Here is a 22,022-nt window from a genome sequence, read left to right on the forward strand (position 1 = left end):
TTTTAGCTTTTTTTTACTTAGTTAATAACATGATGTTATTAAAAGGATGGGGGCTGATTTGGGATTGGATATGAAGCAAATGGTGAAGCAGGACCAAGAGGTAATCAAGCAGCATAACAAGCATTTGGTACTCGATGTCATCCGCAAGCACCGACCTATCTCCCGTGCAGAAATATCCAAGGCAACGAAAATGAGCGCGACTTCGATCGGGCGTATCGTGAACGAGCTGACTAGTGAAGGTTTAGTCAAAGAGACAGCGCTTACTTCCACTGGTGTCGGACGTAAAGCGATTAAGCTGGATATTGAACCGGGCGGAAGATATTCCATTGGTGTAGATATTCAAAAGAAACGTATTCTGCTGGGTGTGATGGATTTCAGCGAGAAGATCGTTTTCACCGAGCAGGTTGCTCATACTGCCATAGAAGCTGCGCCTGAAGCGACGATTGCGCTTATTGCGCAGACCGTTCAGCAGTGTTTGGATGCCCGCGGTATACCGCGATCCAAAGTGACGGGCATCGGAGTTGGAACGCCTGGAGTAATTGACTACGCCAGAGGGATCGTCCTGCTATCTGCCACATTGGGATGGAAGAACATCTCTCTTGCGGCGATGCTTCTTCAAGCAACGGGCTTTAGAACTGTCATTGATAATGATTTAAAGGTGAAGATTCTAGGCGAGTACTTATTCGGGTCTGCTAAGGGCTCAGATAAGACGGTGCTGATTAACGTCGGTACTGGGATAGGGGCCTCTCTAATTATTAATGGTGAGATTTTTCGCGGGGGATCTAATAGTGCCGGGGAATTAGGACATACAACGCTAGACCCGAACGGCAATTTATGCGAATGCGGCAAGAGAGGCTGCTTGCAAACGTATATCGAAGAATCTGCTCTGCTCTCTGAAGCGCGGAGAATCAAACCGATCACCGATATCGCGCAGCTGTTTGAAGCCGCGCGGGCTCAAGAGATGTGGGCACTAGAAATTATGCATCGGACATCGCTTTATATCGGCATTACAATTAATAACATTGTCTGCTTGTATAATCCGGATACAGTCATTATTAGCGGGGATTTGGTGGAGAATTACGGTGAGATTTTGCAGCTGCTTCAAGAGCATTGCAAGACTGTCATTTGGGAGCCTTTCCGAGAATCGCTCAAGGTGATCGCCTCTGAATTAGAAGGACAGGCAATCGTTATGGGTGCGGGTGTACTGGCGTTACAGCTAGAAATACAACATTAAAGAAAGCGTGAAAAAAATGAAACTGAGTGCATTAGTCGAACAGTATCGCGGTAGCGTATTAGAAAATGTTCATATGGGTGTTCTCTGCGGCGTGAACGAATTTGGTGAAGTCTTGTATGAGGTGGGCAATGCGGAGCATCGTGCGTTCCTCCGGTCAGCTGCCAAGCCATTCCAGGCTATTCCGGTTATGCAGGATAAAGTTGTCGAGGCATTCGGAATAACAGGGGAAGAAGCTGCTCTCTTCGCCGCCTCACAACGAGGAGAAGCATATCAATTGCGCGCATTGGAATCCATTTTACGGAAAACAGGTATATCGGAAGAGCAATTGATCACTCGGCCTACGATTCCGTTAAATGATGAGCCGAAGCTCGACTATTTAATGAAAGGGCTTCCTCCAAGATGCATTTGTCACAATTGTTCGGGCAAACATTTGGGTATTCTCAGTTTGTGTAAAGTTATGGGATATCCAATGGATAATTATGGGGATATTAATCATCCCGCCCAACAGCGCATTCTGAAGGTCCTCTCTGAATTATCCGAGTGTCCGGTCTCCGACATTCATATCGCAATCGACGGATGTGGCTTTCCTGTATTCGCCCTGCCTTTGAAATGTAGCGCTAGTGCCTATTTGAAGCTTGCTTGTCCGGATTTGATTGCAGATGAATCGGTCCGCAATGCAGTTATTCAAATAACAGGCTATATGAATGCCTATCCGAATATGATCGCCAGTCATGACTTTATCTGTTCGGAATTGCTGCGGGATTCCAATATCGTGGCAAAAGGGGGAGCGAAAGGCTTCTATGCCTTCGCTCTTAAAAAAGAACGAATCGCTTTTGCACTCAAGGTCATTGACGGCTCCGAGAATCCTTGGCCGATTATTGTCGCTTCGGTTCTGGAACAGATGAGATATTCGAACAAAGAAACCATTCGTCGTATGTATGAATTAACCCCAAAAGAAATCCGCAATGACAATGGCGTCATTGTCGGCGAGAACAAAGCAGCCTTCCGGTTTTAATAACGAAGGGTATGTGTCATAACAAGGGGTTCGGAATTTCAAAAAAAAATCATGAGGTGAAATGTTATGAAGAAGAACAAATGGTTGCCTTCACTTAGCATTATTCTTATTCTGACTGTCGCTTTGACAGGCTGCAGCTTCTCCGGTAGTAATAAGAACTCGTCTTCAACAGATACGAATTCCACGAACCCTGCATCCACTTCAGGAAAGACCTTGAATGTGTATGTCGAGAACGAAATGAAAGATTTGAACCAGCTGGCAGCTTCCGATGATATTTCTTGGACGGTTCTGAATAATGTCGGAGAAGGCTTGTACCGACTGGATAAAGATAATAATCCAGTAGCGGGATTGGCACAAGATGTTAAGATTTCGGACGATAAATTGACTTATACGTTCACATTAAGAGATGGCATTAAGTGGAGTAATGGTACGCCGATTACGGCAGCTGACTTCAAATATGCTTGGCTGGCTGAGATGAACGCAGAAACTTCGAAGAATGGTTATGCCTTTATCATGACAGATTACATCACTGGCGGTGAAGAGTACGCTAGCGGCAAAGGCAGCGCAGATAAAGTAGGGATTCAAGCCAAAGACGACAAAACATTGGTCGTTCAGCTGAAACAACCAACGCCATACTTCCTTCGTTTGACGACAATGTCGGTCTACTTCCCGCTGAATGAAGCATTCGTGAAGTCTAAGGGTGCAGGCTATGGACTAGATGTGCAAAGCTTATTGTATCAAGGTCCTTTTATTCTGACTAAATTCGATCCAGCTGGCGGCGCAACACTGGAGAAGAACAAAGACTATTGGGATGCAGCGAACGTTAATCTTGATAAAGTAAATGTACGCGTGATTAAGGAACAAAGCACAGCGCTGAACGCTTACAAAGCCGGAGAGCTGGATCGTGTTTTACTAAGCGCCACTGATGTGGATAACTACAAAGATAATGCGGAATATTCCAAATTGATCAATTTCCGGACAACCTATCTTCAGTTCAATGTGAAAGCTGACGGCGTATCCAACGTGAACATTCGTAAAGCGCTGGAGCTATCCTATGATACGAATTCCCTAGCTAATAATGTTCTGAAGAACGGTGCTGAGGGAGCAGTTGGTATGATTCCTGCACTGATGAGCGGAGATAGCGAGAGAACTTTCCGCGAGCTTCAAGGTGATCTGTTTAAAGTAGATAAAGCGCAAGCTAAAGCCTATTGGGATCAAGGTGTGAAGGAACTGGGCAAAGCGCCTAAGCTTACTCTGCTTGTAGCAGATGATTCGGAGACCAGAGATGTTGCTACGTTCATGCAAAGTGAGTTCAAAACGAACCTCGGTATCGATGTTGCCATTGATACAAAAACGAAAAAAGCACGTAATGAGCTGATGGACAATGGTAATTACCAAATGGGTATTACGGCTTGGGGTGCTGATTACGATGATGCCATGACCTACTTGGATCTTTGGACGAATCATTCCCCGTACCGCGGCAAGTACGAGAACAAACAATATGACGAATTAATTGCTACAGCGAAGAAAGAAACGGATGATAAAAGACGTGTTGTTCTTCTTCTCCAAGCAGAGAAATTATTGGTTCAAACCGATGTAGCTACAGCTCCAATCTATCATAAAGGTGTAGCGCAATTGATCAAATCGGATGTCCAAGGATTGGTTTACCATCCTTATGCTAGTCCGGTCGAATTTAAGTACGTGACGAAAAAATAAAGTAGTCTGTAGGAACAAGAGAAAGGAGAGCGGGAATTCCCTCTCCTTCTCCATTCTTCCTGCAAAGGGGTGAACAAATGAAGCGGTATCTCGGTGTTAGGATTGTTTATATGATTCTGACTTTATTTATCATTCTGACGGCTACCTTCTTTCTGATGAAGCAGCTGCCGGGAACTCCGTTCGATGAGGAGAAACTGGCCAAGCTTCCTGCCGAACAGCGTGAAATGATTTATACCCGGTATGGTCTGAATGATCCTATCATGGTGCAGTATGTGAAATATATAGGCAATATCGCTAAAGGTGATTTGGGAACCTCTTTCTTTTATACAGGGCAGCCGGTTAAAGACATCATTATGCACCGCATCGGTCCATCTGCGTTAATTGGTCTGCAGGCAATTCTGCTCGGATTGGCAGCTGGTCTTATTCTAGGGATGATAGCGGCCTATCGTCATAATACGATTTGGGATTACTTCACAACCATTGTCGCCGTGCTCGGGGTATCGGTTCCGAACTTCGTGCTCGCCGCGCTTCTTCAATATTATGCAGGTCTTAAATGGGGGTTATTCCCTGTCGCCTTCTGGGAAAGTTATGAAAGCTCTGTGCTTCCTTCCATTGCCTTATCGGTTGGGGTCATCGCGGTTATCGCGAGGTTCGTCCGTACCGAGATGATTGAGGTGCTGGAGCAGGATTATATTACGACTGCAAGAGCTAAGGGGCTTGGCCGTATGACTGTCATGTTCCGGCATGCTATGCGCAATTCGCTTATTCCCGTCATTACCGTTCTTGGACCGATTGTCGTTGGATTATTGACCGGTTCACTTGTCATTGAGAACATCTTCGGGATTCCTGGTATCGGTAGCTTGTTTGTAGATTCCATTAAGATGAACGACTACTCGACAATTATGGGGATCACCATTTTCTATAGTGCATTTTATGTGTTCGTCATGCTGATTGTAGACGTGCTCTATAGTCTGATCGATCCGCGTATCCGTCTTGCGGGAGGAAAGGAGTGAGTGAAGCCTTGCAGCACAACATAGATCATTTGTTTGTTCCTGCGAAAGGGAAGTCGGCGGAGCAAGAGAAGATTTCTCGTCCCCCTTTATCGGCTTTCCAAGACAGCTGGATACGTCTGAAAAAGAACAAAGCGGCAATGGTCAGTCTGGTGATCCTTATCATTCTAGGTCTGATGGCGATTATTGGTCCGTGGTTGACCAGCTACAGCTATTTTGCCACAGACTACACTGCCTCATTCCAGAAGCCGAATGCGGAGCATTGGTTCGGTACCGATAAATTTGGTCGAGATCAATGGGCGAGAGTGTGGTATGGAACTCGGATATCGCTGCTCATTGCTGTACTCGCCGCTACGCTTGATTTAATCGTGGGTGTCGCTTATGGCGCAATCTCCGCTATTGCAGGCGGCAAAGTTGATAACGTCATGCAGCGGATTGTGGAAATTCTAATTGGTGTTCCAAGTTTGATCATCATTATTTTGATGCTGATGATTATGAAAGCGGACATATTTACCATTATGATCGCCATGTCTATTACAGGCTGGGTGAACATGGCTCGTCTCGTACGTGCGCAGGTGCTTAAGCTGAAGTCGCAGGAATTCGTGCTAGCGGCAAGAACGCTGGGTACATCAGGTACACGAATTGTGTTCAAACATATGATTCCGAACACGATTGGGATCGTGGTTATCAATACGATGTTCACCATTCCAACTGCGATCTTTACGGAAGCCTTCTTAAGCTTCATCGGTTTGGGCCTGCAGGCGCCTAAAGCATCGCTTGGCGTTCTCATTCAAGATGGTTTCCAAATGATTAATTCGCACTATTATTTACTGCTAATGCCGGTTGTTATTATTGTGGCACTGATGGTGACCTTTAATATTCTTGGAGATGGCTTGCGTGATGCGCTCGATCCAAGAATGAGAAAATAGGACGGAGAGGAGGAATACCATGGGTGCAATACTGCAGGTTAAAGATTTGGAAGTTAGCTTCTATACCTACATCGGTGAAGTTCATGCGGTCAGGGGAGTCGACTTCTCTCTCGAGAAAGGCGAGACATTAGCCATTGTCGGAGAGTCCGGGTCGGGCAAATCGGTGACCTCTAAAAGCATCATGGGGCTGTTGGCTCGCTCCGCCCGCATTAAGCAGGGGGAAATCCGGTTTGAAGACAAGGATTTGGCGGCATTGCCAGAGAGACAGATGCAGGCGATTCGCGGTTCAGAAATCGCAATGATCTTCCAGGATCCAATGACTTCACTTAATCCAACCCTGACGGTTGGCAAACAAATTATTGAAGTGCTTCAGAAGCATCGGAAGCTCGGTAAAAGGGATGCGGTTCAAAGAGTCATTGAGCTGCTTGCATTGGTCGGGATTCCTAATCCAGATAAACGAATGAAGCAATATCCGCATCAATTATCCGGAGGCATGAGACAGCGGATCGTCATCGCAATGGCGCTTGCCTGCGATCCGAAGGTGCTCATCGCAGATGAACCAACTACAGCACTGGACGTTACGATTCAATCTCAGATTCTGGACTTGATGCGCAGGGTACAGAGTGAAACAGGAACTTCGATTATTCTCATCACCCATGATCTCGGTGTCGTCGCGAATATGGCGGATCGGGTAGCGATCATGTATGGGGGTAAAATCGTCGAGACTGGTACTGTAGAAGAAGTGTTTTACAAGTCTCGTCATCCTTATACGTGGGGACTGCTGGCATCTATGCCTAAGCTTCATGAGAAATCAGATGAGCTGCTATCCATTCCGGGCACGCCGCCAGACATGATGGACCCGCCTAAGGGATGTCCATTCGCAGCGCGATGTTCATATGCGATGGAGGTCTGTTTCGCCCATATGCCCGTTCAGACAGAGCATTCTTCTACGCATCGGGCCGCATGCTGGCTGCAGGATCCGCGTTCTCCGCAAGTAGCTCGGCCGGCAAGTGCAGGAGGTGAGTGTTAATGCCGCAAGACAAAGGCAAAGGCAAAGATGTTCTAGTTGAAGTGAAGAATTTGAAAAAGCATTTTCAGGTTGGCGGCAACCAGATCCTGAAGGCTGTTGATGATGTCACATTCGATATCTACCGAGGTGAGACTCTTGGCTTAGTCGGTGAATCCGGCTGCGGGAAGTCCACGCTTGGGCGGACGCTCATCCGCCTTTATGAAGCGACCGGAGGTTCGGTCAAGTTCGCGGGTGAATCGGTACACGGTAAGAAATCCAAAGCAGAATTGAAGAAGCTCAGCCGCAGCATTCAAATGATTTTCCAAGATCCTTATTCGTCCTTGAATCCGAGGATGTCGGTAGAGGATCTGGTCGCCGAAGGTATGGACGCGCATGGATTATCGGAGAATCGTACAGAGCGTCATAAGAAAGTCATTGACCTGCTGGAGCTGGTCGGATTAAACAAAGATCATGCCAAGCGTTTCCCGCACGAGTTCTCGGGCGGACAACGGCAGCGAATCGGGATCGCTCGGGCGCTTGCGGTCGACCCGGAATTCATCATTGCGGATGAGCCAATCTCTGCGCTGGATGTATCTATACAGGCACAAGTTGTAAACTTGCTTCGCAAGCTGCAGCGGGAGCTGGGCCTGACTTATTTATTCATCGCGCATGACCTGTCAATGGTGAAGCATATTAGTGATCGAATCGGTGTTATGTATTTGGGCTCTATGGTGGAGCTTGCAGATAGCGATGCGGTATTCGAGGAGCCTCTTCACCCGTACACACGCGCGCTCATATCAGCGATTCCAGTACCGGATCCTCATCTGGAACGCAGCCGGGAACGGGTTATATTGGAGGGAGATTTGCCAAGCCCTATTGATCCGCCGAGCGGCTGCCGGTTCCGTACAAGATGTCCATTCGCTGCAGAAGAATGTGCAAAGTCGATTCCGGAGTGGCGGGAAGCACGCCCGAATCATTGGGTGGCTTGCCATCTGTATGGAGATGGAGAGATGGCAGCGAATCGCCTGAAGCAGGAGGCTGGTCATGGACAATAATCGGAGCATGAATTGGATGGATGAAGTGATGAAGAGCAAAGATCGGCTGCTGGCCGATCTTATTGCTTTATTGCGCTATGAAAGCGTGAAGGATCTATCTTCGAGCGCTGTGGGACAGCCGATGGGGAAAGGGATCTCTGAGGCGCTGCAGTTTATGCTGGATTTAGCGACTAAGGAAGGGTTTAACGCTCATAACCTGGAGGGTTATGCTGGTTATGCGGAGTATGGACCTTCTGATGCCGAGGATCATATTGCTGTACTGAGTCATCTTGATGTTGTACCGGCGACTGGTAAATGGACAAACCCTCCTTTCGAGCCATCTATCCGGGATGGACGAATATTCGCTAGAGGGGCTATTGATGATAAGGGACCGGCGATGGCTGCCTTTTATGCGCTTGTTATCGTCAAGCGCTTAGGCTTGCCACTTAAACATAACGTCCGTCTGATCTTCGGAACGGATGAAGAGCATGCCAGCACCTGCATGCAGAGATATCGGGAGCTGGAGAAGCCGCCGCTATGCGGGTTTACACCAGATGCTGAATTTCCGATCGTCAATGCGGAGAAGGGGCAGATCAACACCAAGCTGATTTTGCAGCGATCAGAAGATTTTGATAGCAGCTGGCAAAGCGAGGCAGGTGAGGCAGGTGAGGCAGGCAAGGTAGGCGAGACAGGCGAGGCAGTAGTTTTCGAGCTGCTTCATTTCTATGCAGGCGGTATCGCCAATATGGTTCCTGAATCTGCACAAGCTTCTATAAAAGGTGAAGAGTGTGAACTTACGGCTATGGCGGCTGCCTATGAAGTCTACTGCGTGAATGAGGAGCGAATAGGGAGCAGCGAAGTTGACGGTGGGAGAATCACATTCTCGATGACGGGGAAATCCGCTCACGGAATGGAGCCTCAACACGGTGTTAATGCGGGACTTGAGCTGCTTCATTTTCTAGGAGGCTACCGTTACCAACCAGCAGCAGAGCGCTTCGTCGCCTGTGTGGATGATTGTATGTATCGTGATTGCTACGGTCGCAGATTCGGAGTGGACATGCAGGATGAGATTACAGGCTCTCTGACGATCAATACGGGGATTTTGAAATTTGATCCAAATGGGGAATCTTTCTTTCATCTGAATTTACGCTATCCTGCATGCGGTGAAGATACCTTTATTCTAGAGCGAATCGCCGATAAGATAGGTCGCTTTGGTTTTGTTATCGACCAACCGATACTGAAGAAACCGCATGCTGTACCAGCGGATTATCCGATGATCCCTATTTTGCAGAAGGTGTATCAGGAAGCGACTGGTCTTGCTCCGGAATTACTTGCGACTGGAGGCGGAACCTACGGATCCCAAATTCCTAATGGTGTCGCATTCGGGCCGCTGTTTCCGGGAAGAGCCTACACGGCTCATCAGCCAGACGAGTACATGGAGATTGAAGATTTACTCCAAGCGACGGCCATTTATGCAAATGCGATCTATCAATTAGCTAATATGGATGTAGAGGCGGAGGAACGAGAATGAACGATTTCAACATCATGACAGGCCCGGAGCTTGCTCCAGCGCGCGAGATGGAAGCAATCGTTTATTTGCTGTTCGACGAGGACAGAGATGAACGGGATGGGTGCAGGATTGCTCCGTCAATGAAGCGAAGAGGAGAGACGACTTGGTTTCTTGGGCGTCAGCAGGAGCAGCATCTGCTGGTGGTTGGGATGGGAACCATTCAAGATCTTACGCTTGAAAGGATACGGGAAGCGGCAGGTTTAGCGGGCAGGGCGATCATCAAGCAGCACATCCAAACGGTGGAAATTGTTCTGGGTGAGCTGATTCAGAAGGCGATCGACGCTTCTGATGCTGTTACGGCTTGGGTAGAAGGCTTGCTGCTTGGCATTTATGCCTTTGACAGCTATCAATCACGCAAGGTCACTCATTCGTTAGCGCATATGCATATTCGATCTGAGCATGCTTGCGAACAAGCTGTGGAGTGGGCGAAGCTTCGGGTGAGAGGGACGATACTTTCCCGGGATCTGGTCAACGAACCTCCGGACAGACTGAATCCAACTGCATTTGTGAAGAGAGTGCAGGAGCATTTTGTTAATCGCAAGGTTATTGTGAATGTCTACCAGGGCGAGATGCTCGAAGAACGACAAATGAATGGACTCCGAACGGTCGGCAGAGGAAGCAGGCATTTGCCTGCATTAGTAGAGATCATCTACGATCCGGATCCAGGACAGCCGCTGCTGGCGCTTATTGGAAAAGGGGTAACGTTCGATATGGGCGGTATGAACGTGAAGAACGGTCGCGATATCAGCGATGCGCGAATGGACATGGGCGGTGCAGCTGCGGTAATCGGAGCATTGGACATCCTAATAGACGCGAACTGTCAGAAGAATATCGTCGCTCTTCTTCCCATTGCCGACAATGTGCCGGGTTCAGACGCGTTTCTTCCTTCGGAGGTCGTGACGTATCCGAACGGACTTACCGTTCAGGTTCGGAATACGGATGCTGAGGGCAGATTGATGCTGGCTGATGCGCTGCTCCATGCAGCGAGCCTCGGTGCCGCGGAAATCATCGATATCGCTACACTTACCGGTAACGTAGGGGACGCACTTGGTTTGTCTATGGCTGGCATGTGGGGCGATAAGGAGATGACCGAGCGGCTTCACCGGATCGGAGAGGTTAATGGTGATCGGATTTGGCCGATGCCGTTAATCGATGATTACGAGGCGCTGCTTAGAAGTGACTATGCAGATTTGGCGAATTTATCTTCAACAACTTACGGCGGTGCCATAATTGCCGCTTTATTCCTAAGAAACTTTACCGATCGCTCGGTTCCATGGGTTCATATTGATATGGCCAATACGGTGCAAGCCAAACATACGTATAGTTATTATCCGGTTGGTGCCTCTGGTTATGGTGCCAGATTGCTGGCTGATTATGTGTTAGCCAAATGAAAAGATAGATGGGAGAGACCAACATGCTTCTGGAAGTTATAGCGACGAACTTAGCTGATGCGGTTGCCGCAGATCAAAACGGTGCGGACCGTATCGAGCTTGTTACCGGCATGCTGGAGGGCGGATTAACGCCAAGTGTAGGTTTGATTGAGCGGGCAGTAGGCGCGGTATCCATTCCGATTAACGTGATGGTACGTCCGCATAGCTTGTCTTTTCAGTATGATAGATTTGATCTTCAGACCATGATCGCTGACATTCGGGCTATACGCAAGACGGGAGCGCGAGGAATCGTTATCGGTGCGCTAACGAAAGATGGACGTGTCGATACAAACTTGCTCCAAACCTTGCTTAACGAAGCGGGAGATCTCGATGTTACATTCCACCGTGCGTTCGACGAAGCGCGGGACTTGCAGGAAGCGCTAGAAACGTTATCAGGTTTCCGTCAAATTAGCCGGATCCTCACTTCTGGAGGGCTTGCTCCCGCCCCGCAGGCTGTGGATGGCATTCGTGAGCTGAGCTTAAATGCTTCCAAGACGCATCTGAAAATTTTGGCAGGGCATGGTTTAAAGATTGAAGGCTTGGGTGGTTTCATACAAGCCACTGGTGTGTCCGAGGTTCACTTCGGCTCTGCGGTCCGCAAGGATGGACATGTTCTGAAGCCCATTGATCCATATCGCATGACAGCGGTCAGAGCGGTCTTTAGTGATTGTAAGTAAAGAGGAAGCATGCTAATTGGCCTGTTATTTGGTAAAAGAAACAACGGAATTCCCCAGATGGGGGAGGATCCCGTTGTTTCTTTTTTAATTAGCCGTTTCTTCTTGTGGCTAGATAGTTGAATCTTACTTATCTGTTCTGTTTTTCTTCGTTTGAAAATTGCTGACTGACTTTGTATCCTCCAAATTATCATTCACGAAGGCCATATCCTGATTCTCTGCTTTCATGTGCGTGGTTCCTTTGTAGTTTCCTTTATGCTTCTTGTTTTCCAATTGAATCACCTCCGCTTGTAGTATGTGCGGGTTCATGGAGTTGTCATACAAGCCTTGAGGAACGCTAGAAGTGAATCGTGTTGTCTTGAGCGGTGCTGTTTATTTTATTCCTGTCGCACTGCTATCAGCTATCGTCTTGTAGTATCGGGGAAAAGGGCATATTTGAGAGCGTAAGGGGTTTGGATCCATTTTGAATCACACCCCATCCTTTCAATCCGAGGCAGCTTCGGGTATACTATCTTGAGGAATGTTTATTTGGGAACAGGGGTGTCTTGCAATGGCTTTGAAAGCTGGTATCGTAGGTTTGCCTAACGTAGGCAAATCAACATTGTTTAATGCGATTACGCAAGCGGGCGCAGAGTCCGCTAACTATCCGTTTTGTACAATCGACCCGAACGTCGGTGTCGTAGAAGTACCGGATGAGCGATTGGATAAATTAACAGAACTCGTTGTGCCGAACAAAACGGTGCCAACTGCATTTGAATTTATTGATATTGCAGGTATCGTTAAAGGAGCGAGCAAAGGCGAAGGACTTGGTAACAAATTCCTTGCCCATATCCGCGAGGTAGATGCGATTGTTCACGTGGTACGCTGCTTCCAAGATGATAATATTACGCATGTCTCTGGTAAAGTTGACCCGCTAGGGGATATTCAAACGATCAACTTAGAGCTAATTCTTGCAGATATTGATTCTGTTGATCGCAAGATCGAACGGAGTCGCAAGAATATCAAGGGCGGCGACAAGAAGTACGCGCAAGAGGTGGAAGTGCTAGAACGGGTTAAGGAAGCTCTATATCTGGATCAGCCTGCACGCAGCCTTGAGCTTACTGAAGATGAGCGACTGCTCATTCGTGATCTGCATTTGCTTACTATGAAGCCAGTTCTGTATGCGGCTAATGTAAGTGAAGGTGAAGCGGCCAATTCCGATGGCAATCCTTTCGTGAAGCTTGTTCGCGAGTTCGCTGCAACGGAAGGCGCTGAGGTTGTGCCGATTAGTGCTAGAGTGGAAGCGGAAATCGCTGAGCTTGAAGGCGAAGACAAGGAAATGTTCTTAGAGGAGCTTGGCCTTAAGGAATCGGGTCTTAACCGACTGATTCACGCGGCTTATAAGCTGCTTGGCTTATATACGTATTTTACAGCGGGCGTGCAGGAAGTTCGCGCTTGGACGATTCGTAAAGGGATGAAAGCACCGCAAGCGGCGGGTGTTATTCATACCGACTTCGAACGTGGCTTCATCCGTGCGGAAGTTGTTTCCTACGATGATCTCGTTGCTGCAGGCACGATGAATGCAGCTAAGGAGAAGGGCCAGCTTCGTTTGGAAGGTAAAGAGTACATCGTAAAAGACGGCGATATTATGCATTTCCGTTTCAACGTTTAGATGTGTCAGACTCAGCGGCGGTGCCTCGTAAGGCATGAGGCACAGGCTGCTAGCGAAGGACCCGGATTGGTACGGGTCCTTTTGCTGTGTGTGGATAATTGTAGAGCAGGAACCGAAACAAGAATTATAGGCAGGTATTTTTAATCTCCAGCTTTTGTCACGTTTATAGAATGCTCTGCGTTATGCTATAATAGTAAGACTATACTTGGATGAATCATAATGAATAATAGGGGTGAAATGCAATGTTGTTGGACCGTTTACAGGCGCTTGCCGATCGATATGATAAACTGAGCGAGCTGTTGTGCGATCCGGATGTGGGAAGCGATCCGAAACGTCTGCGCGAGTACTCGAAAGAGCAATCTGATTTGCAGGGCGTTTACGCAGCATATACGGAATACAAGCAAGTATTTGAGCAATTGGAAGATGCGAAGGTCATGCAGGGCGAGAAGCTCGATGACGAAATGCGTGAAATGGTTAAAATGGAAATTGATGAGCTATCGTCCCGATGTGCAGAGCTTGAAGAGCATATCCACTTCCTCTTGCTTCCGAAGGATCCGAATGACGATAAGAACGTTATCGTGGAGATCCGTGGAGCAGCAGGCGGTGATGAGGCTGCACTTTTCGCATCTGACTTATACCGGATGTACATGAAGTTTGCGGATTCGCAGGGCTGGCGTGTTGAACTCATGGAAGCCAATGAAAGCGACCTTGGTGGTTTCAAAGAGGTAATCTTTATGGTTACAGGTAAAGGTGCCTATAGCAAACTCAAATTCGAGAGCGGTGCGCATCGTGTACAGCGTATTCCAGTAACAGAATCAGGCGGACGTATTCACACATCGACATCTACAGTAGCAGTTATGCCTGAAGTTGAAGAAGTCGAGATCGAGATTTCGGATAAAGACATCCGCGTCGATACCTACTGTTCAAGCGGTGCGGGCGGTCAGTCCGTTAATACGACCAAATCAGCCGTGCGCGTGCTTCATGTACCAACAGGTATCATGGCGCAATGTCAGGATGGTAAATCTCAGAATGAAAACAAAGCGAAAGCCCTGCAGGTACTCCGCGCACGTATTTCGGATGTTATCCGCCAAGAGGAAGAAGCCAAATACGCCGGCGAACGTAAAAGTAAAGTCGGAACGGGCGATCGCAGTGAGCGGATTCGGACTTATAACTATCCGCAAAGCCGCGTTACGGATCACCGGATTGGCTTGACCTTGCATAAGCTGGATTCCGTCATGAACGGTGATATGGAAGAGATCATTAACGCTCTGACATTGACTGCACAAGCGGAATTGATGGAGCAGGAGAATTTAGCCTAACAACGGGTTGCATGGTGATGCAGTTAAGCCGCATCTTAGCAGCTAAGAGTATAGATAACTAATAAGCACAGTAACCTTCGAATGTGGAGCATGACTTTGCATAAACGAGTTAGAGAGAGGGGCGCTTGGCAATGACAGGGCGCAGCATGAATAGCACCGGGCGGTTCGGCGACGAGCTGGAAGCTCGGTTGCCATTAACTATTGGGGAAGCCTGCTTGCAGGCTTCTTTGTTTTTGGAGGCAGAAGGAGTAGGCGAGCCTCGATCGAATGCGGAGCTGCTGCTCATGCATTTGCTCGGGCTTGAGCGAGCGGAGCTGCTGCGTGATCTGCGCGATCCGTTCCCGCAGGCGGAGCTGGAGTCGTGGAAGCAGCTCATTGCGCGCAAGGCAGCGGGCGAGCCGGTGCAGTATATTATCGGCGAGCAGTGGTTCTATGGCTTGCCGTATACGGTGACGCCGGCCGTGCTTGTTCCACGGCCGGAGACGGAGCTGCTTGTCGAGGCCGTGTTTGCGGCCGTCGACCGGCTGTGGCCGCAAGCGCAAGCAACCGCTGGGAGCGGCGCGGACGGCAGCGTGGGCGCTGGGGTGGGCGGTGATGTGCCGACGGTTGTGGATGTCGGCACGGGCAGCGGCGCCATTGGCGTGACGCTTGCTGCGCTGCGTCCGCTCTGGCGCGTATGCGCGTCCGATCTATCGCCGGACGCGCTGGCAGTCGCCCGCTCGAACGCAGCCCGCCATGGCGCGGCGGCGCGCATGACGTTCGTGCAGGGCGACCTGCTCGGGCCGTTCGCGATGCCGCGGCCCGAACAAGATGCTGCGGCCGGGCAAATTGCCGGCCTGCGCATCGACGTGCTTGTCTCTAACCCGCCCTATATCCCGGCGGGTGACATCCCAGCCCTACAGCCCGAGGTTCGTGACCATGAACCTCGGCTTGCGCTCGATGGCGGCGATGACGGGCTCACACCTTATCGCAGAATGATGGAGCAGCTTCCACAGCTCGCTGCTCTGCCTCGTATCGTGGCCTTCGAGCTTGGCCTCGGTCAAGCGGACGCAGTGGCTGAAATGCTGCGCCAGTATGGCGCATGGAGCGAAGTGAGTATCATACCGGACTATGCCGGAATTGATCGCCATGTTATCGCCATCCAATCTTAACCTATTCTAATAGCTCCACAAATTGAGAAAGCGGATCTGTTGTGTACGAGCACAATAGCTCCACAAATTGAGAAAGCGGATCTGTCGTGCAATAAGCACAATAGATCCGCTTGTTTGTGTCTTTACATTCTGGCATCGTACCCCACAATTTCATCAGTAGCATCATCAATGTATATGCCAATCGGCCCGAGCAGTTCATCTTTCGTGGTTTTGAACACAACCCGAACTACACTCGAATGGGGAAGTTCAAATTTTTTTAGGGGGATGGACGTCCAGCTCGACTTGGTCACGAGAGCCATCTCCCAATCCCCAACAATCGTTTTTTGCTCAGCAATTGATAGACTATGCCACGCAATTTTCCGCATTTTAGATGCAAGGGGAGAAGTGCCCACTGCTTGAGCAGGATGTTTGATGCTATCTAAGGTCGCCTTTTCATCTAAGGATTTGTAAGCGTAAGTAGCCAAATACTCCTTATTCGTCTCGATTAAATTCCATAGATTTTCGTTATCGACGGTGATAGTAAACTCTTTTTTCTTCAAGGCATAGGGGTTGGTTGCCTTCACCCAGAGCTGATCATCGCTTGTACCCTTATCAAGAATGCGAATATAGGAGGTTGTACTTGATTCTTCTGAACCCGTACAGCCTGCAGCAAGCATGAGACAAACAATTGCAGCGAGTATCAAAACAAGTCTTCTTTTCACTTATACGCCTCCAGTTGAAGAGATTTCCTTATTTATCTATAACGCATAACAGCGGGATTTGTTGCTTAAACTCCCTATCAGAATGGATTTAAAGTTAAAGAGACATTTTTTATAGAATACTAGGTTTATAGAAACAACTTCGCGGACATAATGGGGGTATAGTCGTTCCGGAACGCAAGCCGCTGCACCGACGGGTGCCATAAAAGGAGCTTGCCCTTATGATTCGCACTTATTCCCGTTTTCCATATCGTACTTCTTATACTTACTTGTTCTTCGCAATTGTTATGCTCGTTATGTGCTGGGAAGGCCAACGCGCCGATGCGGCTATTGCTAGTAGTGATATTCCGAAAGATTCTATTCGCCTACGTATTCTTGCTAATTCCGACAGTGCCTCCGATCAAGCGGTTAAGCGTTATGTGCGTGATGCAGTTGTGGCTGAGATCAATACATGGGTAACAGGCCCGCAAACGATCGATCAAGCTCGTCAAACAATTCGTGCCCATATGAGTGACATTGAACATGTGATCGGAACGAAGCTAAGCTCCCGGGGGTTCACTTATGGATTCAAGGCAGAGCTAAGTGTAGTCCCATTTCCGACTAAAATATATGGCAATAAAGTGTATCCAGCTGGCAACTATGAGGCGCTTCGCATTACCCTTGGTCAAGGAGCAGGTCAGAATTGGTGGTGCGTGCTGTTCCCACCCCTTTGCTTCGTGGACGCAGTAAGCGGTGAAGCTTCCGCTGCAAGCAGCAGCAACAACGGCAACCAAGCCTCAAATTCCAACAGCTCCAATACAACCAAATCGGCAACAGTGTCGAAGGCGAGCTCAGGCAAGCAAGCACAAGTCAAAGCTAACGCAAACGCAAAAGTAAACACGAATGCAAACGTACAAACCAAGAACGTAAAAGCTTCCTCTACTGAAGAACGAGAATCACCTGAAGTTAAATTCTTTTTATGGGAACTGATTAAAGCCATTATCAATTTCTTCAAAAACTTATTTAGTTAATATACCGGCTTAATAGCCGTTAAACGTATAAAAGGGCATATCCTCTTGTTGAAGGATATGCCCTTACCTTTTTGTTAGTGGAAGGCATGTTTTCGTACTTATCGTACTTATCGTACCTCTTTATGAAAAAGCGTTACGCAGCGCTTCTCTTCGGTTCCTCCGATTGGCGTCTCTTCGGAATGAACAAACAAATCGGCAGCGCGACGACGACAATTAGCATAGCGATAAAGTAGACATCATTGACACTCATCGTAAAGGACATCATTTTGATATACGTTTGATTCGTGGCTCCGTGTTTGACTAAGCTGGCTGCATGCTTTGTGGTCTCGGAGGTGAGAAGCGAGCTGAAGATCGCTATGGCAAATGATCCGAACACATTACGTGTCCAATTTGTAATGGAGGAAGCGTGCCCGCTTAACTGCTTTGGAATTTGCTCCATACTTGCGGTACTGGCTGGCATCATGGAGAAAGCAATGCCTAAGTTACGTACGATCATCCAGAATACGATATAGCCATGCGGAACATCGACACTTAACCAGCTGAGCGGAAGCGTGCCGGCAGCCATTAGCGTAATGCCGATAAAGAGTAGGACGCGCGGCCCTGTTCTGCTGTACATTTTGCCTACAAATGGCGTAAGAAAGGCCATAGCAAGTGAAGCTGGCAGTAGAATAAGCCCGGTATCCAGTGGTGTTACGCGCTGAATATTTTGCAGGAAGATAGGTGTGAGGAATGTCCCTGAATAAAGACTGATCGTAATAATGCAAATTACGATAAGGGAGGTCGTATACCGACCGTTCTTGAGAACGCGTAAATTCAGAAGCGGCGATTCTGCCGTTAGCTCTCTCCATATAAAGAGCAGCAGGAAGAGGATGCCAATGCTGAATAAAGATAGAGCTTTACCAGATAACCAGCCCCAAGAATGACCTTGAGACAAAGCGACCAGCAGGGAAGAGCTGCTCACGATGACGGTAATGAACCCGATAAGATCGAATGATTTTGGTACGTTCAAGCGGTAATAAGGGATGAACGGAAAAATTAGCAGAACACCGATTATGCCGATAGGTACATTCATCCAGAACAGCCAATGCCAGCTGAAATTATCCAGCAGCCAGCCGCTAAAGGTTGGTCCAATTGCTGGAGCAAGCATGGAGGAAACGGACCAGAAGCTGAGGGCAAGCGGCTGCTTCTCACGCGGAATAACTTGGAATATGATGGACATTGTTGCGGGCATAATGAGTCCGCTGAAAGCTCCCTGCATGATACGAAAGGTAATGAGAGACGTTGTGTCCCATGACAATCCGCATAGAATGGAAGCGACGGTGAAGCCTGAAAGTGCGAAGATGTACAGCCGTTTAAAGCTAAACCTTTCGCCAAAATAACCCGTTACCGGTGCAAAGGTTCCCATCGCCAGCATAAAGCCGGTAAGCGTCCATTGAATCGTCGACAGACTGGCATGGAAATCCTCGGAAAGTACTGGCAGCGCAATATTAATGGTACTCACGCTTAACGTGGAGATAAAGCTGCCGAAGAAAATAGCAATCATTATCGGTACAAAACGAACCTCATTCTTTTGATTTTGCTGCATAACATAGGCCTCCAGATCATCTATCTCGACAAAATATATATATAAATTTATATATGAATAACCAAGAGAAAGCATAACTTAGTCTTCCCGATGAAGTCAAAGCTAATGTGTGAGTATGCCATGCGGATGGAAGGGAGTTAAACGCATACATGTACTCGTTGCTTCGAATATCGCTCTTTTCGGGGAGATTTTCCAAAGAGCTATTGTTGAAATGTTCGGCGGTGTTTTGCAGCTTGTCGGCTGTGGTATAATAAGGGCAATTAAGGCGAAACGCCATGGATAGGAATTGAAGCTTTACATGAGTAAAACAATCGTATGGCAAGTTAATGCAAGCATGTTGGATATAAATAAGCTAGAGCAAGCGGCGCAGCTGCTGCGAGAAGGCGGGACGGTTGCTTTCCCGACTGAAACGGTCTACGGATTAGGAGCGGATGCACGCAGCACGACAGCGGTCGAACGTATCTTTATGGCAAAAGGAAGACCCGCGGATAATCCGCTTATTGTGCATATCGCAGATCTTTCGCAGTTGGATGAACTAGCGCTTCCTTATGGGCCGTTGGCCAAGCGGTTAATGGATCGTTTTTGGCCAGGACCTTTGACGATTGTGCTTCCGGTTAGTCCAGGTGCAGTCTCGCCCCGTGTTACGGCAGGTCTTGATACCGTAGCGGTGCGAATGCCTGCGCATCCTGTTGCACTTGCTCTTATTGCTGCAGCAGGCTGCCCTGTCGCAGCGCCTAGTGCAAACCGATCGGGTCGGCCAAGTCCGACTCAAGCAAGTCACGTCCTTGCAGATCTTGACAATCGTATTGATGGGATTGTCGATGGGGGAGATGCAGGCGTGGGCCTCGAATCTACTGTCGTGGAGATTGATGGGGAAATCGTGCGTATACTGCGACCTGGCGGCATCACGGCAGAAGCGCTGCGAGAGGTTGCGGCCTATCTTGAATACGATAGTGTCGCTGCACCGGGCAATGACGATTTTAGCGAAGCTGACGGAGCCTTGCTGATTGCGGAGTCTGAGAAGGAATCTGAGAAGGATTCCAAGGCGGCAGCATCAGCACCGCGCTCGCCAGGCATGAAATATGCGCATTACGCCCCACAGGGGCTCATGCAGCTCGTTAAGGGCCAAGCCCCCGCAGTCTCCGCCTATATCCAAGCGGAGGTCCACGCGGCCCGAGCGCGCGGCGAGCTGACAGGCGTGCTCGCCTTTGCTGAGCAGGCAGCGACCTATGACGCGGACCATGTCCTAGTCGTCGGAAGTCTCGCGCAGCTTGAGACAGCTGCGCATGGATTATATGCTGCGCTTCGTGCCTTCGATGATCTCGGGGTGCAGCGTATCTGGGCGGAAGCGTGTCCTGAGGAAGGGATCGGACACGCACTCATGAACCGGCTCGTTAAAGCTGCCGGTCATCGAATCATTAAAGCCTAAAGCCTAATAGCCCTCGGTCATGTTTCCAGTCTTGTCCGCATATGCTTGGAGAAGAATGCGGACAAGGGGGTAACTATGGATGACTATGGTAGCGTCGGGTATGCATACCGGACAATGGATTACACTCCTCATACTGGCATTTGCTCTGGGGATGGATGCCTTTTCTCTGGGTATCGGCATTGGGCTGAAGGGCATTAGGCTTCGCGACATCATAAAACTAAGCGCGATTATTTCGCTTTTTCACATAATTATGCCCCTGATGGGTATGTTCACCGGCCAATATGTCAGCTCGCTTCTAGGTAATGTTGCCACAAGTGCTGCGGGTGTACTTTTACTGCTGCTTGGTGGACATATGATTTATAGTTCCTTACGTGGCGACTCTGCAGGATCATTTGATCACCGTACGGCCTGGGGCATGCTGCTGTTCGCACTCAGTGTTAGTATCGATTCTTTTTCTGTCGGTATTTCTCTGGGCATGTTTGCCGCAGACATCTTATTATCGGTGCTCTTATTTGGGGTGTTTGGCGGTGTTATGTCCATACTTGGACTTCTGCTTGGTAGGCGAGTCAGCTCAAGCCTTGGCGAATATGGGGAGGCATGTGGCGGTGTGATCTTATTTACCTTCGGCATGCTTTTCCTTATATAAAGGGAACCAATAATAACACGCATAAAGGAGTGATAATCTTTGAAACGCATTTTGTTCGTATGCACGGGTAACACCTGTCGATCCCCTATGGCTGAAGCGATGCTTCGCGAGATGGCTGGTAGACAGGGAATACACCTCGATGTGCGTTCAGCGGGTGTTTCTACCGTTGATGGGCTGCCTATTTCTAGTCATGCTCAGGATGTACTTAAAGGACGCAAGGTCCCTCATGCGGGTAATTCAACGGCGCTGGATGGCGGTTCCCTCGTATGGGCCGACCTGGTGCTGACAATGACGACAAGTCACAAACGTCAGCTGCTGCAAAGATTTCCCCACGCTGTAGACAAAACGTATACACTGCAAGAATTTGTGAACAGCGATGCGCAGGTTGTAGCGGATATCAAGGAACTCGAGGCTCTTTACTCCGAGTGGCAAATGAAACAGATTCTTGGCCAGCAGCTGTCTGAAGACGAACGAGCCCGATTGCTTCAATTAGAGCAGCGAATACCAAGCTTCGATATCGCCGATCCATTCGGAGGTCCGATGCATGTATATGAGCAAAGTGCTGCGGAAATTGAGCAAGCGCTGGTCAAGCTGATTGAGAGACTGAAACGATGAGCATTTCCCGGATGAATGCTGCGCTCACAATCTTCGTCGATGAATGCTGCACTCCCAGTGGTCGCGCAAACCAATCATCGTACGCAAACCAATCATCCTTGGATGAATGCTCTGTTGATTTAACCCCCATTTTCCCTTATAATAAAACCAACAAGATGGTTTCCGATGTAACTGGCGACGAAAGTGGATCAAACCACGGTGGAGCATCGGATCATACGGCCGGTCGCCTGGGCAAAGAGCAGCGTGCGTAAAGCGCGTCATGCTCTTTTTTCGTCTTTTTGGGCGAAATCAGGTATA

20 protein-coding genes and 1 riboswitch are annotated in these 22,022 nt (G+C 48.7%); of the genes, 17 read left to right on the plus strand and 3 right to left on the minus strand.

What is annotated here, in order from left to right:
- Positions 1–70 precede the first annotated feature (70 nt).
- From EKN16_RS25570 to EKN16_RS25615, 10 genes are all read left to right on the plus strand, one after another.
- Positions 71–1,234, plus strand: a complete 1,164-nt coding sequence (locus tag EKN16_RS25570) for an ROK family transcriptional regulator (RefSeq protein WP_125666674.1) — start codon at positions 71–73, stop codon at positions 1,232–1,234.
- 16 nt (positions 1,235–1,250) lie between these two features.
- A complete protein-coding gene (locus EKN16_RS25575; protein ID WP_125666676.1) occupies positions 1,251–2,249 on the plus strand; it encodes an asparaginase in 999 nt (332 codons plus the stop codon).
- Between the two features lie 66 nt (positions 2,250–2,315).
- Positions 2,316–3,965 carry a peptide ABC transporter substrate-binding protein gene (locus tag EKN16_RS25580; RefSeq protein WP_125663585.1) on the plus strand — a complete coding sequence of 550 codons (1,650 nt, stop codon included), beginning with the start codon at positions 2,316–2,318 and terminating at the stop codon, positions 3,963–3,965.
- Between the two features lie 77 nt (positions 3,966–4,042).
- On the plus strand, positions 4,043–4,978 hold the full coding sequence (locus EKN16_RS25585) for an ABC transporter permease (RefSeq protein ID WP_125663587.1): 936 nt from the start codon (positions 4,043–4,045) through the stop codon (positions 4,976–4,978).
- Positions 4,975–5,904: an ABC transporter permease gene (locus EKN16_RS25590; protein ID WP_125663589.1), complete on the plus strand. Its 930-nt coding sequence runs from the start codon at positions 4,975–4,977 to the stop codon at positions 5,902–5,904. The genes EKN16_RS25585 and EKN16_RS25590 overlap by 4 nt, the downstream gene beginning before the upstream one ends.
- Before the next feature lie 19 nt (positions 5,905–5,923).
- Positions 5,924–6,934: an ABC transporter ATP-binding protein gene (locus EKN16_RS25595; protein ID WP_125663591.1), complete on the plus strand. Its 1,011-nt coding sequence runs from the start codon at positions 5,924–5,926 to the stop codon at positions 6,932–6,934.
- On the plus strand, positions 6,934–7,968 hold the full coding sequence (locus EKN16_RS25600) for an ABC transporter ATP-binding protein (RefSeq protein ID WP_125663593.1): 1,035 nt from the start codon (positions 6,934–6,936) through the stop codon (positions 7,966–7,968). The genes EKN16_RS25595 and EKN16_RS25600 overlap by 1 nt, the downstream gene beginning before the upstream one ends.
- A complete protein-coding gene (gene pepV / locus EKN16_RS25605) occupies positions 7,958–9,478 on the plus strand; it encodes a dipeptidase PepV (RefSeq protein ID WP_232016016.1) in 1,521 nt (506 codons plus the stop codon). The genes EKN16_RS25600 and pepV overlap by 11 nt, the downstream gene beginning before the upstream one ends.
- The gene (locus EKN16_RS25610) at positions 9,475–10,908 is read left to right on the plus strand and encodes a M17 family metallopeptidase (RefSeq protein WP_125663594.1); all 1,434 of its coding nucleotides are present in this window, start codon (positions 9,475–9,477) and stop codon (positions 10,906–10,908) included. The genes pepV and EKN16_RS25610 overlap by 4 nt, the downstream gene beginning before the upstream one ends.
- 23 nt (positions 10,909–10,931) lie before the next feature.
- Positions 10,932–11,624: a copper homeostasis protein CutC gene (locus EKN16_RS25615; RefSeq protein WP_125663596.1), complete on the plus strand. Its 693-nt coding sequence runs from the start codon at positions 10,932–10,934 to the stop codon at positions 11,622–11,624.
- A gap of 123 nt (positions 11,625–11,747) precedes the next feature.
- Here the strand turns inward: EKN16_RS25615 and EKN16_RS25620 are convergent, their stop codons facing one another.
- Positions 11,748–11,894, minus strand: coding sequence for a hypothetical protein (locus EKN16_RS25620; RefSeq protein WP_179955566.1), 147 nt, complete (start codon positions 11,892–11,894; stop codon positions 11,748–11,750).
- A 277-nt stretch (positions 11,895–12,171) separates the two neighbouring features.
- Between EKN16_RS25620 and ychF the strand changes: the two genes are divergently transcribed.
- From ychF to prmC, 3 genes are all read left to right on the plus strand, one after another.
- Complete coding sequence (gene ychF, locus EKN16_RS25625) at positions 12,172–13,272, plus strand: redox-regulated ATPase YchF (RefSeq protein ID WP_125663600.1); 1,101 nt, start codon at positions 12,172–12,174, stop codon at positions 13,270–13,272.
- Between the two features lie 245 nt (positions 13,273–13,517).
- Positions 13,518–14,591, plus strand: coding sequence for a peptide chain release factor 1 (prfA, locus tag EKN16_RS25630; protein WP_125666679.1), 1,074 nt, complete (start codon positions 13,518–13,520; stop codon positions 14,589–14,591).
- A 146-nt stretch (positions 14,592–14,737) separates the two neighbouring features.
- Entirely contained in the window at positions 14,738–15,742 is a 1,005-nt protein-coding gene (prmC, locus tag EKN16_RS25635; RefSeq protein WP_125666681.1) for a peptide chain release factor N(5)-glutamine methyltransferase, read from the plus strand.
- 122 nt (positions 15,743–15,864) lie between these two features.
- Here the strand turns inward: prmC and EKN16_RS25640 are convergent, their stop codons facing one another.
- Complete coding sequence (locus EKN16_RS25640; protein WP_125663602.1) at positions 15,865–16,443, minus strand: hypothetical protein; 579 nt, start codon at positions 16,441–16,443, stop codon at positions 15,865–15,867.
- Between the two features lie 218 nt (positions 16,444–16,661).
- Here EKN16_RS25640 and spoIIR point away from each other — a divergent pair, with 218 nt between their 5' ends.
- The gene (gene spoIIR / locus EKN16_RS25645) at positions 16,662–17,450 is read left to right on the plus strand and encodes a stage II sporulation protein R (RefSeq protein ID WP_125663604.1); all 789 of its coding nucleotides are present in this window, start codon (positions 16,662–16,664) and stop codon (positions 17,448–17,450) included.
- Positions 17,451–17,583: 133 nt separating this feature from the next.
- On the opposite strand, the gene EKN16_RS25650 is transcribed toward spoIIR, so the two are convergent.
- Entirely contained in the window at positions 17,584–19,035 is a 1,452-nt protein-coding gene (locus EKN16_RS25650; protein ID WP_125663605.1) for an MDR family MFS transporter, read from the minus strand.
- Positions 19,036–19,333: 298 nt separating this feature from the next.
- Here EKN16_RS25650 and EKN16_RS25655 point away from each other — a divergent pair, with 298 nt between their 5' ends.
- From EKN16_RS25655 to EKN16_RS25665, 3 genes are all read left to right on the plus strand, one after another.
- Positions 19,334–20,464 (plus strand): L-threonylcarbamoyladenylate synthase, encoded by a 1,131-nt coding sequence (locus EKN16_RS25655; RefSeq protein WP_125663607.1) that lies wholly within the window; start codon positions 19,334–19,336, stop codon positions 20,462–20,464.
- An 85-nt stretch (positions 20,465–20,549) separates the two neighbouring features.
- A complete protein-coding gene (locus tag EKN16_RS25660; RefSeq protein ID WP_125666683.1) occupies positions 20,550–21,110 on the plus strand; it encodes a manganese efflux pump MntP in 561 nt (186 codons plus the stop codon).
- A gap of 39 nt (positions 21,111–21,149) precedes the next feature.
- Positions 21,150–21,725, plus strand: coding sequence for a low molecular weight protein arginine phosphatase (locus tag EKN16_RS25665; protein ID WP_125663609.1), 576 nt, complete (start codon positions 21,150–21,152; stop codon positions 21,723–21,725).
- Positions 21,726–21,882: 157 nt separating this feature from the next.
- Positions 21,883–21,965: riboswitch (ZMP/ZTP riboswitch) on the plus strand.
- The last annotated feature ends 57 nt before the right edge of the window (positions 21,966–22,022 follow it).

Source organism: Paenibacillus baekrokdamisoli (assembly GCF_003945345.1).
Classification (GTDB): Bacteria; Bacillota; Bacilli; order Paenibacillales; family Paenibacillaceae; genus Paenibacillus_Z; species Paenibacillus_Z baekrokdamisoli.

What these genes read in the sequence shown, in the direction of transcription:
- EKN16_RS25580 (WP_125663585.1), top strand. Translation starts at nt 2,316, where the DNA reads ATGAAGAAGAACAAATGGTTGCCTTCACTTAGCATTATTCTTATTCTG.
- EKN16_RS25615 (WP_125663596.1), top strand. Translation starts at nt 10,932, where the DNA reads ATGCTTCTGGAAGTTATAGCGACGAACTTAGCTGATGCGGTTGCCGCA.
- EKN16_RS25600 (WP_125663593.1), top strand. Translation starts at nt 6,934, where the DNA reads ATGCCGCAAGACAAAGGCAAAGGCAAAGATGTTCTAGTTGAAGTGAAG.
- EKN16_RS25660 (WP_125666683.1), top strand. Translation starts at nt 20,550, where the DNA reads ATGGTAGCGTCGGGTATGCATACCGGACAATGGATTACACTCCTCATA.
- EKN16_RS25655 (WP_125663607.1), top strand. Translation starts at nt 19,334, where the DNA reads ATGAGTAAAACAATCGTATGGCAAGTTAATGCAAGCATGTTGGATATA.
- prmC (WP_125666681.1), top strand. Translation starts at nt 14,738, where the DNA reads ATGAATAGCACCGGGCGGTTCGGCGACGAGCTGGAAGCTCGGTTGCCA.
- pepV (WP_232016016.1), top strand. Translation starts at nt 7,958, where the DNA reads ATGGACAATAATCGGAGCATGAATTGGATGGATGAAGTGATGAAGAGC.
- EKN16_RS25595 (WP_125663591.1), top strand. Translation starts at nt 5,924, where the DNA reads ATGGGTGCAATACTGCAGGTTAAAGATTTGGAAGTTAGCTTCTATACC.
- EKN16_RS25570 (WP_125666674.1), top strand. Translation starts at nt 71, where the DNA reads ATGAAGCAAATGGTGAAGCAGGACCAAGAGGTAATCAAGCAGCATAAC.
- EKN16_RS25575 (WP_125666676.1), top strand. Translation starts at nt 1,251, where the DNA reads ATGAAACTGAGTGCATTAGTCGAACAGTATCGCGGTAGCGTATTAGAA.
- EKN16_RS25650 (WP_125663605.1), bottom strand. Translation starts at nt 19,035, where the DNA reads ATGCAGCAAAATCAAAAGAATGAGGTTCGTTTTGTACCGATAATGATT.
- spoIIR (WP_125663604.1), top strand. Translation starts at nt 16,662, where the DNA reads ATGATTCGCACTTATTCCCGTTTTCCATATCGTACTTCTTATACTTAC.
- EKN16_RS25585 (WP_125663587.1), top strand. Translation starts at nt 4,043, where the DNA reads ATGAAGCGGTATCTCGGTGTTAGGATTGTTTATATGATTCTGACTTTA.
- EKN16_RS25610 (WP_125663594.1), top strand. Translation starts at nt 9,475, where the DNA reads ATGAACGATTTCAACATCATGACAGGCCCGGAGCTTGCTCCAGCGCGC.
- ychF (WP_125663600.1), top strand. Translation starts at nt 12,172, where the DNA reads ATGGCTTTGAAAGCTGGTATCGTAGGTTTGCCTAACGTAGGCAAATCA.